General features: G+C 47.6%; 8 protein-coding genes. 3 read left to right on the forward strand and 5 right to left on the reverse strand.

The genetic code is table 11. The features are described from left to right. Positions 1-23 precede the first annotated feature (23 nt). The gene (locus MAQ5080_RS02510; protein ID WP_067205303.1) at positions 24-2,039 is read left to right on the forward strand and encodes a methyl-accepting chemotaxis protein; all 2,016 of its coding nucleotides are present in this window, start codon (positions 24-26) and stop codon (positions 2,037-2,039) included. 69 nt (positions 2,040-2,108) lie between these two features. Here MAQ5080_RS02510 and MAQ5080_RS02515 read toward each other — a convergent pair whose 3' ends face one another. Genes MAQ5080_RS02515 through MAQ5080_RS02525 form a run of 3 tightly spaced genes read right to left on the reverse strand, consistent with a single transcriptional unit; the run spans position 2,109 to position 6,879 of the window. After that, positions 2,109-3,632, reverse strand: coding sequence for a SpoVR family protein (locus MAQ5080_RS02515; RefSeq protein WP_067205300.1), 1,524 nt, complete (start codon positions 3,630-3,632; stop codon positions 2,109-2,111). Continuing rightward, complete coding sequence (locus MAQ5080_RS02520) at positions 3,616-4,908, reverse strand: YeaH/YhbH family protein (protein WP_067205297.1); 1,293 nt, start codon at positions 4,906-4,908, stop codon at positions 3,616-3,618. Before MAQ5080_RS02520 ends, MAQ5080_RS02515 begins: the two co-directional genes overlap by 17 nt. Positions 4,909-4,956: 48 nt before the next feature. After that, the gene (locus MAQ5080_RS02525; RefSeq protein WP_067205294.1) at positions 4,957-6,879 is read right to left on the reverse strand and encodes a PrkA family serine protein kinase; all 1,923 of its coding nucleotides are present in this window, start codon (positions 6,877-6,879) and stop codon (positions 4,957-4,959) included. A gap of 520 nt (positions 6,880-7,399) precedes the next feature. Between MAQ5080_RS02525 and MAQ5080_RS02530 the strand changes: the two genes are divergently transcribed. Beyond that, positions 7,400-10,051: a cyclic nucleotide-binding domain-containing protein gene (locus MAQ5080_RS02530; RefSeq protein ID WP_231870765.1), complete on the forward strand. Its 2,652-nt coding sequence runs from the start codon at positions 7,400-7,402 to the stop codon at positions 10,049-10,051. Between the two features lie 76 nt (positions 10,052-10,127). Here the strand turns inward: MAQ5080_RS02530 and MAQ5080_RS02535 are convergent, their stop codons facing one another. Next, complete coding sequence (locus tag MAQ5080_RS02535; protein ID WP_067205288.1) at positions 10,128-12,743, reverse strand: sensor domain-containing protein; 2,616 nt, start codon at positions 12,741-12,743, stop codon at positions 10,128-10,130. 345 nt (positions 12,744-13,088) lie between these two features. Here MAQ5080_RS02535 and dapA point away from each other — a divergent pair, with 345 nt between their 5' ends. After that, positions 13,089-13,961, forward strand: a complete 873-nt coding sequence (gene dapA, locus MAQ5080_RS02540; protein WP_067205285.1) for a 4-hydroxy-tetrahydrodipicolinate synthase — start codon at positions 13,089-13,091, stop codon at positions 13,959-13,961. Between the two features lie 71 nt (positions 13,962-14,032). Here the strand turns inward: dapA and MAQ5080_RS02545 are convergent, their stop codons facing one another. Continuing rightward, entirely contained in the window at positions 14,033-15,670 is a 1,638-nt protein-coding gene (locus MAQ5080_RS02545; RefSeq protein ID WP_067205282.1) for an NAD+ synthase, read from the reverse strand. Positions 15,671-15,686 lie beyond the last annotated feature (16 nt).

Here is a 15,686-nt window from a genome sequence, read left to right on the forward strand (position 1 = left end):
CAAATAACATTAGGTTGGCAAATATGGCTTGGTTTAAACGCACGCCTCAGATTGAGAAAGAAATATCCAGTAACGAGTTCTCTAACTTAGTTCAGATAAGCTCCAACCAGATATCCAGTGAGTCGCTAAAGCCGCTGGCCTTCCAAAACGCTCAAACCCAGCTGATCTTAGCTTATATATCCCCCCACCTTAATTTTGAAGCCACTGTTAACAAGATAAAATCCGCGGCGCCATTCTGCTCTAAGGTCATCGCTATAATGACGGCGGGGGAGCTGAATAGTGGCAAAGCCAATATGTATCAAGCGGCGGAGAGCACATGGGACAATATCGTGCTGCAGAGCTTTAGCAGTGACTTGTTTGAAAGTGTTAGCATTCAGTCAATTCCCTTGCACTGTGAGGACCTGCGTTCTGGCAACATTAAACTGTCCAAAGAGCAGCGCATTAAGGCAATTCAAAGTGAGTTGGGGCGAGTAAAACTGCCCTTCCCTGTGCATTTTAATAACACCATCGCTCTGACCTTTGTCGATGGCCTGTCTTCCTCCGAAAACTTCTTTATGCAAGCCATGTACGCAACGGATGAGTTCCCTTGCCACTTCCTTGGTGGCTCTGCAGGCGGCAAGCTCGACTTTCAACAAGCCTTGGTACATGACGGCAACAAAGTTGCCCACAATTGTGCGGTCATTGCGTTCGTCAAAATGAAAGAGGATGCTCGCTTTGGCATTTTAAAAACTCACAATTTCGAAAGTACAAACGAATCCTTTGTCATTGCCGAAGCCGATGCCATGCGCCGTAATGTGCGCAGTATCATTAGCAAGCAAACGGGGCAATTGGTCAATATTGTTGAGCACCTTTGCCAGTACTTTCGCTGCCAGCCCCATGAACTTGAGAGCAAACTTGTCGGACATACGTTCGCGGTAAAAATCCGTGATGAGCTATTTATCCGCTCCGTCGCCGCTATCGACACCAGTGAAGGCTTGATTCATTTCTTCTGTGACCTAGATTTTGGTGACGAATTGATCTTGGTGAAAGCAAAAGATTTTGCCGGTTCGACCGAGCGTGCGTTCAAAGAATTTATGCAAGATAAGCCGTCTAAGCCTGTCGCCATGATTGCCAACGACTGTATTTTACGTCGTTTAAATAACCCAAATGAATTGAATAAAATCACCAGCTTTAAAGACATAAAAGCGGCTGGTTATTCAACCTTCGGTGAAATTCTCGGCATTCATATGAACCAGACTCTCACTAGCTTGTTCTTCTTTAAAGTAGAAAAAGGGCAAACCTTTAAAGACTATTTCGTCGATAAGTTTCCGGTACATTATGCAAACTTCCGCGAGTACTTTTTGCTTACTCAACTCAACAGTGCTCAGCAGCTCAATAAGCTACAAGATCATTTGATCAACCACTTGTCGGAGTACCGTCCGTTATTACAAGAAGTCACAGGTAGTTTTGAACGCGTCACCCACTACTCAAGCTCTACCCAAGCAGTCGTCACAGGGGTAACCTCTGAGTTCTCTAGCTTCAGTCAAGCCATTCATGCGCAAGAGAAAGATCGAGCTGAAATGGTCACTAACGTGAAGCAGTTAAAAGAAAATGCCGATCGCGTGCTGAGCATCTTAAAAGTCATTTCCGGCATTGCCGATCAAACCAACCTGCTGGCGTTAAATGCTGCCATTGAAGCGGCTCGAGCTGGAGAAGCTGGCCGAGGTTTTGCCGTAGTCGCGGATGAAGTGCGCCAATTGTCTCAAAATACCCAGCAAAGCCTCGATCAAACCGGTGAGACCATTAACGCCGTCGACACTTCCGTTGGTTCAATCGAAAAGAGCATTGAGAAAATTGATGCCTTTATGAGTCACCTATTAGACAGTACCTCCACTCTTTCCGAGCAGATTAGTAGTCTAAGCGAGACGTCGCAAGTCGCCAGTGAAGATGTACAAGGCAGTATTGCCTCCATTCAAAGTATGAGTGACCGCATCGAGGAAATTAACAACGAAGTCGACATGATTGAGCGCCTTAAAGCAAACAACAACCTGTCTATTTAAGAAAATCCGGACTAACAAAAAGGCTATCCTAGGATAGCCTTTTTCAAGACGCACAGGGGGTAAATGACATTACAACTCACCGAGTGTGTCACTGCTGTAAACCTGGGCCAGCTGATCCCCTTCCCAAGATTCTAATCGTACATCAAAGCCCCATAAGCGTTTAAAGTGCTTTACCACCTCAATGGTGTCATCATTTAAAGGTCGACCATGATCCATCGTGTGCTTGAGAATCAAGCTACGATCACCGTATAAATTGACTTTTTGTACCTGAATATTAGGCTCACGGTAACTAAGGTTGTATTGCTGCGCTAGGCGCTGACGTAGACCTTGGAAGCCATTGTCGTTGTGGATTTCTTTGACTTCGATAAAAGACTCTAAGACATCATTTTCGACACCAAAGAAGCGGAAGTCGCGCATGACCTTAGGCGATAAGAACTGCAAAATAAAGCTCTCATCTTTAAAGTTACGCATGGCAAAATCCAGCACCTCCAACCAAGGTTTGCCGACCACATCAGGAAACCACTCACGGTCTTCATCGGTTGGCTCTTCACACATACGCTTAAGATCAGAGTAGATCGCAAAGCCTAAGGCGTAGGGATTGATACCGGAGTAGTAAGGGGTATCAAAACTAGGTTGGAACACCACATTGGTATGGGATTGCAAAAACTCTAAAATAAAGCCCTCATCGACTTTACCGCGGTTATACAACTCATTCATGAGTGTGTAATGCCAAAAAGAAGCCCAGCCTTCGTTCATCACTTGTGTCTGACGCTGCGGGTAGAAATACTGCGCCATCTTGCGCACGATACGAATGATTTCACGCTGCCAAGGTTTTAGCAAAGGGGCATTTTTTTCCAGAAAATAGAGCAAGTTTTCCTGTGGCTCACTTGGAAAAAGGCGCTCTTTTTTCTTTTCCTCTTCCGAATGCTCCGTGATGGGAATGGTGCGCCACAAATCATTAACTTGTTGTTGTAGGATTTGCTCGCGCTCATCCTGACGCGCTTTCTCTTCGGTCATTGAAATTGGCACTGGACGCTTGTAGCGATCGACACCAAAGTTCATCAAGGCATGGCAAGAGTCGATGGTATTTTCGACTTCTTCGATGCCGTATTTTTCTTCACACTCCAAGATGTATCGCTTAGCAAACACCAAATAATCAATGATGGCGGTGGCATCGGTCCAAGTACGGAACAGATAATTGCCCTTGAAGAAGGAGTTATGACCGTAACAAGCATGGGCAATTACCAAGGCCTGCATCATCATATTGTTTTCTTCCATCAGGTAAGCAATACAAGGAGAAGAGTTGATGACGATTTCATAGGCTAGGCCCATGCGACCACGTTTGTAGTTCTGCTCAACCTCTAAGAATTGTTTGCCGTAGGACCAATGATGATAACCCAGCGGCATCCCCACCGATGCGTAGGCGTCCATCATTTGCTCTGAGCTGATCACCTCAATTTGATTAGGGTAAGTATCCAAGCCAAACTCGGCAGCGATTTTTGCAATCTCTTCATCGTACTTTTGAATCAGCTCAAACGTCCAATCGGGACCTTGAGAAAGGTAGTCGGACTTCTTACTACTGGTTCGACTCATGTGGCCTCCTTTGGAATAAATCTCGGAATACTGGGTAGATATCACCGACTTCCACTATGTGGCGCATGGCAAAACTCTTAGGGTGATTGGTCTGCACTTCCTCGTAGGCATGCCACAGACTCTGATGATCACGGGGCGTGATTTCGATGTAAGTAAAATATTGCACCAGATCGACCAGTTCTTCTTCCATCAGCTTACGACAGATACGTGAGTCGTCGTCCCAGTTGTCACCGTCTGATGCCTGTGCCGCGTAAATGTTCCATTGATCAGGAGAGTAGCGGTCTTTCACTATTTTCTCCATCAATCGCAGTGCACTAGACACTATCGTACCGCCCGTTTCACGAGAGTAGAAAAACTCTTCCTCACTCACTTCTTTCGCGCTGGTATGGTGGCGAATAAATACGACGTCGATTTTTTCATAATTCCGGTTTAAGAACAGATACAGCAAAATGAAGAAACGTTTGGCCACATTCTTAGTTTCTTGCGTCATTGAACCGGAAACGTCCATGATGCAAAACATTACCGCCTTGCTACTTGGACGTGGTTCTTTAACGTGATGGTTGTAGCGCAAATCGTAGGTGTCCAAAAAAGGTGTTTTTTCGATTTTTTGCTTCAATAAACTGATTTGTTCATCCAACCAAACTAATTTTGCTTTTTCCTCAGATGCGGCAGAGCTATCCGCTAAAATCGCATCACGTTCAGCTTCCAACTCCGCCAATTTCTTGCGTGAGCTACTGCTCATCACCATGCGTCGTGCGTAAGCGTTACGCATGGAACGCACGATATTCAACTTAGAAGGCGTTCCTTCTGAGACGATGCCGGCATGCTTAAGACTGAACTCTTTAATTTCCTTCAGCTCTTTACGTACCAAATTCGGCAGAGCCAGATCTTCAAAGACGAAGTTTAGGAACTCTTCTTGGGAGATTTGAAAAACGAAATCGTCTTCCCCTTCCCCTTGGTTGGAGGCATTGCCTTGGCCAGCGCCACCGCCGCCCCCCCCTTCAGGTTTAGGAATACGATCGCCGGTGGAAAACTCCTTATTGCCTGGATGCACCACCGACCCCACGCCACCTTTGCCATGGCCAAAGTGGGGTTCATGGATATCGCGTTTAGGGATCGTGATTTGCTCACCACGATCCAAGTCTTGAATACTGCGTTTATTGACGGCTTCTTCGACGGCTTTACGAATGTGCTCTCGATAGCGACGCAAAAAACGCTGACGGTTGACGCTACTCTTGTGCTTCCCATTCAGGCGGCGGTCAATTATGTAAGACATGCTCGCACCTCCTCTCTCAAGCTATTTAGGCAACTTCATCACTTCTACCTACTGGGATTTACGCACACGTAGATACCATTCAGACAACAAACGCACTTGTTTTTCGGTGTAACCGCGTTCCACCATACGTTTCACAAATTCATTGTGTTTACGTTGATCTTCTTTAGAGGATTTGGCACTAAAGGAAATAACTGGTAGCAAGTCTTCGGTGTTCGAGAACATCTTACGTTCGATCACCACACGCAGCTTTTCATAACTCAGCCAACTTGGGTTAGAACCGTTATGGTTGGCTCGAGCACGCAGCACAAAGTTCACTACCTCATTACGGAAGTCTTTCGGATTGCTGATGCCAGCAGGCTTCTCGATTTTCTCTAGCTCATCGTTAATCGCTGACCGATCAAGAATGTCACCGGTTTCAGGGTCGCGGTACTCTTGGTCTTGGATCCAGAAATCCGCATAGGTGACGTAACGATCAAAGATGTTCTGACCATACTCAGAGTAAGACTCTAGGTAAGCGGTCTGAATCTCTTTACCAATAAACTCCACATAGCGTGGTGCAATGAACTCTTTCAGTGCTCGCAAGTAACGATCATGGCGCTCTTGATCAAACTGCTCTTGCTCTATCTGTTGCTCAAGCACGTACATCAAGTGCACGGGGTTGGCCGCCACTTCGGTAGGATCAAAGTTAAACACACGGGATAGGATTTTGAAGGCAAAGCGCGTCGATAAGCCATCCATCCCTTCGTTCACGCCGGCGGCGTCTTTGTATTCTTGCAATGACTTCGCCTTTGGATCGATGTCTTTTAATGATTCACCATCGTAAATACGCATTTTCGAGAAGATACTGGAGTTTTCAGGCTCTTTGATGCGCGACAGGACTGAGAATTGTGCCATCATTTTCAAGGTGTCTGGCGCACATGGGGCATGATTTAGAGAGGAGTTTTCCAGCAGTTTTTGATAGATGCTCATCTCCTCGGTCACACGCAGACAGTACGGCACTTTAACGGTATAAACGCGGTCAATAAAGGCTTCATTGGTTTTGTTGTTTTTGAAGGACTGCCACTCAGATTCGTTTGAGTGGGCTAAGATAATGCCATCAAAAGGAATGCCACCAAGTCCCTCAGTACCGTTGTAGTTACCTTCTTGGGTCGCGGTTAACAATGGGTGCAGCACTTTAATGGGTGCTTTGAACATCTCCACAAATTCCATCAGACCTCGGTTACCACGACATAGCCCACCGGAGTAGCTATAGGCATCAGCATCATTCTGCTCAAAGAATTCCAACTTACGAATGTCCACCTTACCGACGAGTGCGGAAATATCTTGGTTGTTCTCATCCCCAGGTTCCGTTTTAGAAATAGCAATTTGCTTAATCGCCGATGGGTACACCTTCACCACTCGAAACTGCTGGATATCACCATTGAACTCTTTGAGGCGCTTAGCGGCCCAAGGTGACATGACGCTTTTTAAGTATCGTTTGGGAATGCCGTACTCTTCGGCCAGAATGTCGCCATCTTCGTTTACATCAAACAGCGACAGCGGTGATTCAAATACCGGCGACCCTTTGATGGCGTAGAACGGCACCGTTTGCATCAACTCTTTCAGTTTTTCCGCTAACGAAGACTTACCACCTCCCACAGGACCAAGTAAGTACAGCACCTGTTTGGACTCTTCCAACCCTTGGGCAGCGTGGGTCAGAAACGAGACGATTCTTTCTATCGAGTCTTCCATGCCATAGAAATGCTCAAACGTTGGATAACGCTTGATGACTTTATTGGAAAAAATACGGCTGCTACGCGAATCTTTAGAGGTATCAATCACCTCCGGTTCCCCAATCGCCATCAACAGGCGTTCAGGCGCTGACGCAAAAGCAGATGGGTCTTTCTTACAAAGGCTTAGGTACTCGTCGAGTGACATTTCTTCTTCTTTTTGAGCATCATAACGAGATTGAACATGATCAAAAATACTCATCGCGGTATCCCCTTATATACAGTCTATGGGCACGCACAAGTCGCAACGTCTACCCAGGAAGTCAACCAAACGTCTTGGTTAAAAGCAGTTAAAAGTCTCGGAAGATAATTAAGGTTTAGCATAGTCTGGCGACTACTCAAGTAAGAAAGGGGAGGATTTACAAAAATAAATCTTCGGTAAAACAAAGTGATAAAAATTTAACTCGCTGATAATTAAGCGATTCAAATGTAGTTTTTTGAAATAAGGATTTAATCGGTAAGGTCATGCCTAAAGGATCAAGAAAACAAAGCACAACATGGGGTAAATTCACTTAATCCACCCGCTCAGCCCTTCCCTAGCATGGGAAATTTGTAGTAATTTAACTAAATAATTTGGGCTAATAGACCGAATCAAAGCGCCTACTGCACGATATATAGGAATATATTTTGCATTCATTTATAGACAGTTTTGCTCTCAACCCGTGGCGCCTTTCACTCGCACTGTCACAATTGTGCGGCAATATGGTTGTCAGCAACTTTCAATGCCAACATCTCGTCATCAAGGTGGTTTAATGGATTTATCGAGCTATGTGAGTGCCCTTCCTTTCTTGGAAAATGCCTCAAAACACGTCATTCAAACCCTTAATGAGCTTGCCCAGATCAAGGAACTCAGTGCTGGCGACATGCTGGCACAGCAATTTGAAGTTGGTCACTCTCTGTACTTTTTACTTTCCGGTGAGATCTCGATTTCGATCCCGTTACAAGAGTCTGGCAAGTCGTATCATGTAGGGCTGATCAATCGCCCATACGCCCCCATTGGTTGGTCCGCTTTTCGTCAGCCATCCCGCTACGCCACCAGCTTTCAAGCGACCCAGAACACGCAATTAATTAGTTGGCCCATTACCGAATTACAAAAAATTCTTGATGAAGAATTAGCCCTCGCCGAGCATTTCCTTGCCTTTGTTTATCGCGAGTCGCTGCCGGTCCTCACTGGGATTCAAAACCAAACACGCCCCTTCTTCGCCAACGAATCCTTAGCGTTTGAAGAAACAAGACCACTGCTCAATCCTGAACTACAAAAGCAGTCGATTAAGCAATCGGTTGCACTGTTATCGAACACGGCGTTTTGTGAAACGTTCACACAGAACGAAATCCATGGCATGGCGAAAGCGGCACACGTTATCCTATCTCATCAAGGGGATATTTTATCGCAGCAAGATCAACCCGAAGATGGCTTGTATTTCTTGGTGCAAGGCAAAGCCGTGGTCAGTTACCAAACTGAGGCCGGCGAAGTCATCACCACACGCACCATTTCTCGCCCTGGTACCGTGTTAGCGTGGTGCACCAATGGCACACCGCAACGAAACCGCGCCACCATTATTAGCTCACGGGATTCCACCGTGCTGTTTATTGCCCGTGATGACTTGTTAGCCTTGTTTGAAGAGCAGCCCAAGTTTGCCATTAAGTACTGGTACCGTTTGATCTGGCTAGTGGGCACTCATCTAGTCTCCGCTCGCATGCGCTACCTGTCTCAGATCGCCAGCGATGAAGCGCTAGCGGTGCACGGTATGATTGAACAGAACGCGGCTATTCTACCGGTCAGCTCACCTTTATATAAAGTGGGTTCCTTGCTGAAAAACGCCGTCACGACAGATGAAGCCTTCGGTGTTCTATACCGCTGCCTGCATTACGGTACACGTATTGAGCGCACCATCGCCGGTATGAGCTTGGACATCCTTAAAGACCTACAACGGGAAAATGCGTTTTACCGTAAACTGGCGCAAATTTACGACACCGTAAATGCCCTGCCAGCGGAACTGAACGCCACCGATGTACGCCGTTTTGCCACGGAGCAATTCACCCAAGCGTTTAAGCAAGTCCCTTACATCATCAAAGGCATGGAGAACCTGCCGAAGAAGCAAGGGTGTGTGTTTATATACAACCACCTATTAGGCTCGGCAAGCAACCAGCTAGCCAATGGCTTCCGCTATTCGCTAGATGCGCAGTTTATTAGCTCCATGATCATCTACAAACAATACGGTATTGCCGCCCAGCGTGTGGTCCGTCGCAGTAAAGAGTTTGAGTTTTGGCGCGACGCATATTACGAGCGCTTTGGTAATATTTTCGTCGACAGTTGGAATGCCCTCACCACAGGCACTGAAGTCCACGACAAATTCTTAGCCGATGGCCAGGCCACCTTGCAAGCGGATATACCGTTGCTGATATCCCCTGAAGGCAAAAGCTTTGCCACCAGCGATTCCCCTGGCGAGCTCTTACCCTATGTCTTTGAACTGGCTGGCTCTCTACAAGATCAAGAAGAGCCCTGGATTGTCCCCATTGCGGTGGCCAACTTTGATAAACGCGCCGATCACAACATTTACACGGCGGTGATCAAACCGGCGTTTCGTCTGTCAGATCGCGTCGACATTAATGACCCAGACGCTGTAGCAAGCTTCCTTAAAGCGTACCAAGAGGAATTCCGCCAAGCCGTGAAAGAAGCCGAAGACTTGGCCCAAGAAATCAAAAAGCACCCGGTACTGAGTCGACGTCAAGGCTGCATCTCTAACGTGCGCAGCGTGAATCAGATCGACGTGGAATTCGAATCCGATGTCCGAGAGCTCGAGTTCCGCCAAGCTCATCGCCGCTTTGACGAGCGCCCGGTGGCCTTTTACGGCAGCTCGACGATCAAAAACTGGGCCGATTATGAGGCCCCCTTCGACAGTAAACAAACCGTTAATCTTGGCTTTAATAGCGCCACCATTGACGCTTGTGTGTACTACTTTGAACGCATTGTACTGCCGTACAACCCTCGCTCATTGGTACTCTATGCGGGTGATAATGACATCGGCAATAAGCACAGCAGTAACAAGGTGATTGATCGCTACGTCAGCTTGCTCGAGAAGGTTGATCGCCATTTACCGGGGATTCCTGTGACCATTTTGGGGGTGAAACTCAGCCCGACTCGCCAGAGCATGCGCGCAACAGTGGCTAGCACCAATAAGATGCTGCAGCAACTTGCCCGCACACGCCCGAATACTGTCTTTATTGATAGCAACGACATCCTGTGTGACACGCAAGGTAATATTGACGAAAGCCTGTTTGCCAGCGACCGCTTACATCTCAATGCCAAGGGCTATCAAAAGATGGGACAAGCCTTGTCTCAATTTAGCGATCATATTTATACCCCGCGCTAACCCACAGTCGAACGCACGAAAAAGGCTCATTGGTCATCCAATGAGCCTTTTTTCATAAACCGTGGCGTGAGTGTGATTAGGCTTGCAACTGCAGCGGACGCAGATAGTCGCTTTCGATGTCTTGGGCACACTGGGGACGGGAAAAAAAGTAACCCTGCAGGTATTTACAGCCAAAAGCCTGTAACAAATCCCACTGATCTTGGGTTTCTACCCCCTCGGCAACCACATCCATCGACAGACTGGATGCCAGCGCAATAATGGCCTTTGCCACATCGCGATCGTAAACATCATAGGTGATGCCATCAATAAAACTGCGATCGATCTTAAGCGTGTGGGCATTGAGTTTTTTCAAATAACCCAAGGAAGTATAGCCAGAACCAAAATCATCGACCGAGGCTTTGACACCCCATTCTCGTAGCTTGTTTAACACCACAGTGGCTTGATCTGGGTCCGCCATGATGGCGGTTTCAGTCAGCTCAATTTCCAAACACTCTGATAAGTAAGGGTATTGATCCAAGAAAGAACGGAACACATCTAGTAGCCCTAAGCGTGTTACGTGGGCGGCCGAGATGTTCACCGAGACCTCAAGGATCGGCAGACCACTCTGGTGCCACTGAGTTAGCTGAGACACCACAGCGTTTAATACCCATCGGTCCAATTCAATGATTAAGTTGGACTCTTCAGCAATGCCAATAAAACGGTCTGGATAGACGAGGCCAAGACGTGGGTGATTCCAGCGAACTAATGCTTCGAAGGCGTATACTTTGCCGGTCTGGGCTTCGACCTTGGGTTGGAAGTGGAGTACTAACTCATCTTTTAAAATGGCTTCACGCAGCTCAGACTCCATTTGCACTCGCTCTGGCGTGGAACCTTTCAAGAAATCACGCTGCCAAAAGACATAACAGCCCTTACCGGATTTCTTCGCCTCATAAAGAGATATATCAGCATAGCGCATGGCCGTTACTCGATCTTGGGCGTCTTGCGGTAGATTGACCACACCGATACTGGCACCAATATAGACCTGGGTATCAAATACCGTAAACACCTCAGATAACTGAGCAATCAAATGCTCCGCCACCTGCTCTTGCTGTGCTCGAGTGAGTTGCCCAGTGAGCAGCATCACGAATTCATCACCACCTTGACGCGCGACCAAGGTAGCATTGGGCACCGCCGACATAAGTCGTTGCCCCACTAGGTACAACAGTTGGTCCCCAGCATGGTGCCCAAGAGAGTCATTAACAAACTTAAAGCGATCCAAGTCGAGGTAGAACAGGGTCATAGGGTGACTGGCAAGGTTCGCGGCTGACAACTTCTGACTTAAAAACTGTTCAAACTGAAAACGATTCGGTAATGCCGTTTGCGCATCAAAATAGGCCATATGATGGAGCTGTTCTTGAGCATTTTTTGACTCGGTAATATCGTTAAAAATGGCAATAAAGTTGACCACTTTGCCCTGGTTATCACGCAACGCTTCTAAGGATAACCAGATGGTTTTATCGACCAGCTCAGGGCAAGTAAAATACACCTCACCAGCCCAATGATTGGTTTCAATTACGGTCCGCCAAATATCATTAATCGGCATCTCATGGGTCCATGCGGTCGCCAATCGCTCAGCGATACGCGACGAGAACTCCTGAGCAGATAACTTAAAAATACCGCAAGCCACTTCATTGAAATCTAGAATGTCCCGGTCACGCCCCATCAACACATTGCCCTGCATCGAGGACTGAAAAAAGTGCGAGGATATTTTCACCAGATGTTCAGAGGTACGCAAATCAGAAATGTCCTGCAGCACACCTTGAATGATGTCGCCTTGCCCGCGACTCCCTACTTTTAGCCGACCACGCAGAATGACGTAACAATCACGCCCCTCTAGATCAAACTGCAACTCTGCTTGAATGGTCTGGCCATAGACCTGACAGTGGCGAAATTGTTTAGCAAGATCGCGCCCGTGCTCATCCTCTAGTAACGCCAAAAACGCATCTAATGTGAGGGATTTATGACTCTCTGACAAACCAAACAGTTCCAGCACATCATTTGTAAAGACAAAGGTTTGCTGGCTGCAGTCAAACGTCCACTCCCCTATCTTTGCTAACTCATGGGCATGTTTTAATTCTTGTTGAAACTCAACAATCTGACGTTCAGCCTGCTTTTTCTCCGTCACGTCCGCTAAGGTCCACAACCGCCCCACCATCTCGCCAGCGCGTATTATGGGCTGTACATTGTAGTACAGCCAGCGACTGTCTTTGAGCAACAGCTCCCCCGTAAACGCAGCATGGTTGTCATGACTGTGACGTAAGAAACTGAGGAAGTTTTCGGGGGTTTCTAGCTGGCTCGATAAGTTTTGTAGAAAATCGGGCATGGTCATTTCACCGCCAAAGCGATTCGGTATCGACATCAGCTCGCCCAGCACAGCGTTGTAGCGCACACTCTCTTTACGAAAATCGACGATCAACATGGCCTCAGAAGACGCTTCAAAGGTGATCTCAAACAGCTCTTGATGTTCCACCGCCGCATCCTCTCGCTCCAACATGGCATCTGAGGCCAGATCAATGGAGCGCTCCAGCAAGGTGATTTCATTTTCTTGCTGTTGAAATAACAGATCCAGCTCCGAAGCCAATGTCCGCAGTTTGTCGGTTCTGGTGTCATCTGGAAAATGCAGGTCTAGTAACTGTTTGATCTTTTGATGCATAGCGAAACTCTAACGACTTGTTTCCACAATGTTTTTAGCGAAAAATTAGAAAAATTTATGCTAATAAATTTAGCCATCAATTACTAATTAAAATGCAGTTTTTAGTTATTGACTCTGACAAAAAAAACCTTCAGCATGACCTGAATCGTTTTTACAGATACAGACTTTCAAAAATGAACACCTTTGCATTCACAATTAAACGCAACGGCGATAAACGTAAGGCTAACAAACCTTGCGACGCTGACGTGTGGATGTAATCTAACAATTTACCCTCGGCAGCATGTTTGCCGATGGGAGCTTCCAGTTAGCCAAACATGTTGTCGATACTTACCAAGAGGTAGCAATATGTTCCAAGGCGCAATCACAGCACTGATCACCCCATTCTCAAATAACCGGCTTGATGAAGACGCTCTGCGACGCATTGTGCGTTGGCAAATCGATTCTGGCATCAATGGTCTGGTACCTGTTGGTACCACAGGTGAAAGCCCCACCTTAAGCGAAGCTGAACATAAGCGTGTGATTGAAATTACGGTTGAGGAAGCCAATAAAGCCGTTCCGATTATTGCTGGCGCAGGCTCCAACAATCCCCTTGAAGCCGTGACCTACTCACGCCATGCGGCCGAAGCCGGCGCTGATGCTACACTGCATGTAGCGGGCTACTACAATCGCCCTAACCAGCGTGGCCTGTACGCCCATTATGAGTACGTGCATAACCACACTGACTTGCCGATTATCGTTTACAACATTCCACCCCGCGCAGTCGTTGGCGTCGACGTCGCGACCATGGCCGAGCTTGCCAAACTCGAGCGTATTGTGGGTGTCAAAGACGCCACTGGGGATCTGACTCGCCCCATTCGTGAACGCGCCTTGATCCAGAAGCCGTTCAGTTACCTAAGCGGTGACGATGTCACCTGTGTCGCTTACAACGTCAGTGGTGGCAATGGCTGTATTTCTGTGACCTCAAACATAGCCCCAAAACAAGTGGTAGAAGTTCATCGCTTATGCCGCGAAGGCAACTTTGTGGCCGCCGCTGAGCTTCAGGACAAACTGTTTGCACTGCACACGGCATTGTTCATCGAGCCCAACCCAGCGGGCCCTAAATACGCGATGTCGCTATTAGGTTTCTGCTCTGAAGAAGCGCGCTTGCCAGTGATGCCGTTGCTCGACAGCAGCAAAGAGACCATTCGTCATGCTATGCAAGCATTAGAGCTGATCTAAGTATTACGCATGCCGCAAAACAAAAAAGCAGCTCACTGGAGCTGCTTTTTGATGGGTAAAGTGCAATGGCTTTATTCGCCAATATGCCAACCGTTGGTGATTGGGTAACGACGGTCACGACCAAAGCCTCGCTCCGTCACTCGCACACCGGTAGGCGCTTGACGACGCTTATACTCATTCAAGTCAACTAAACGTAATACGCGGTACACCGTATCATGCTCAAATTCACCAGAGGCTAAGATGGCTTCCGCACTCATGTCTTGCTCAATGTACATGTGCAGAATTTGGTCCAGTACCTCATAACTTGGCAAAGAGTCCTCATCAACCTGATCTGGCGCCAGCTCAGCACTTGGTGGACGTGTAATGACACGTTCGGGGATCACATAGCCCAAGCTATTGCGGTAGCGACTTAAGCGGAATACCAAGGTTTTAAAGACGTCTTTTAAGACGGAGTAGCCGCCGACCATATCGCCGTAAAGGGTGGCATAGCCCACCGCCATTTCACTCTTGTTACCCGTGGTCAGCACCATGTAGCCTTTCTTATTGGAAATCGCCATCAAGGTCACACCACGAGTACGAGCTTGTAAGTTTTCTTCCGTGGTATCACGGCCGTAGCCTTCAAACTCTGGCGCCAGCGTGTCCATAAACGCAGTCACCATTGGCTCGATTGGCAAGACACTGTATTCCACACCCAGTAACTTGGCTTCTTCTTCGGCGTCTTCCAAACTCATCGAAGAGGTGTAAGTGTAAGGCATCATCACCGCCTGCACGCGCTCAGCACCAATCGCATCCACCGCAACCGCCAGCGACAACGCCGAGTCGATCCCTCCGCTTAAGCCTAATACGATGCCTTTAAAACGGTTCTTCTCGATGTAATCACGCAGGCCCGTTACCATAGCTTGGTAGACACTGGCTTCCACATCTAATGTCGTTGCCACCTCTCCTGCCAGCACGGCGACACGTGGGTCGCGATCTTCTTCCACTGTTACATCGACACAGTATAAGCCGGCTTCGTACCAAGGCGCCTGACGCACTTTATGCCCTTGGGCATCTACTACGAATGAGCCACCTTCATAGACTAACTCGTCCTGTGCACCCATGTAGTTGACGTACACGATCGGCAGTTGGTTTTCACTGGCACGACGTTGCAACAGCTGCTCACGCACGCCCATTTTTTCAATATGGAACGGTGAAGCATTGAGATTCAAAATCAGTTCCGCGCCCGCTTCTTTGGCTTGGGCGATCGGCTCTGGGTGCCAAATGTCTTCACAGATGCTTAAACCAACCTTGGCCCCTTTAATATCGACAATACAAGGGGTTGTCCCAGCTTGGAAGTAACGTTTGTCATCGAACACTTGGAAGTTCGGCAACTTCTGCTTGCAGTATTCACCCAGGATTTGCCCCTGATAAAATACCCCAGCGCAGTTAAATAACTCACCGTCAATGTCACGTGGGTAACCCACAACAACATAAATGTCATGAACTTGGTCTAAAATACTAGCCAAGGCCGCTTCGATGCGTGGCGCCAAGCTTGGGCGAAGCAATAAGTCTTCAGGTGGATAACCGGTTAGGGTCAATTCAGGAAAGACGATCACATCTGCTTGATGTTCGTCTCTTGCAACAAGAGACTGTGCAATCACAGATTCCGTGTTATGTTTAATGTCGCCAACCAGCATATCCAGTTGGGCCATGGCTATTCGAATGGTCATTACGTTGCTATCTCAG

Origin of the sequence: Marinomonas aquimarina (assembly GCF_900089755.1) — a bacterium.
Classification (GTDB): domain Bacteria; phylum Pseudomonadota; class Gammaproteobacteria; order Pseudomonadales; family Marinomonadaceae; genus Marinomonas; species Marinomonas aquimarina.

What these genes read in the sequence shown, in the direction of transcription:
- MAQ5080_RS02525 (WP_067205294.1), bottom strand. Translation starts at nt 6,879, where the DNA reads ATGAGTATTTTTGATCATGTTCAATCTCGTTATGATGCTCAAAAAGAA.
- MAQ5080_RS02510 (WP_067205303.1), top strand. Translation starts at nt 24, where the DNA reads ATGGCTTGGTTTAAACGCACGCCTCAGATTGAGAAAGAAATATCCAGT.
- MAQ5080_RS02515 (WP_067205300.1), bottom strand. Translation starts at nt 3,632, where the DNA reads ATGAGTCGAACCAGTAGTAAGAAGTCCGACTACCTTTCTCAAGGTCCC.
- MAQ5080_RS02530 (WP_231870765.1), top strand. Translation starts at nt 7,400, where the DNA reads ATGCCAACATCTCGTCATCAAGGTGGTTTAATGGATTTATCGAGCTAT.
- MAQ5080_RS02535 (WP_067205288.1), bottom strand. Translation starts at nt 12,743, where the DNA reads ATGCATCAAAAGATCAAACAGTTACTAGACCTGCATTTTCCAGATGAC.
- MAQ5080_RS02520 (WP_067205297.1), bottom strand. Translation starts at nt 4,908, where the DNA reads ATGTCTTACATAATTGACCGCCGCCTGAATGGGAAGCACAAGAGTAGC.
- dapA (WP_067205285.1), top strand. Translation starts at nt 13,089, where the DNA reads ATGTTCCAAGGCGCAATCACAGCACTGATCACCCCATTCTCAAATAAC.
- MAQ5080_RS02545 (WP_067205282.1), bottom strand. Translation starts at nt 15,670, where the DNA reads ATGACCATTCGAATAGCCATGGCCCAACTGGATATGCTGGTTGGCGAC.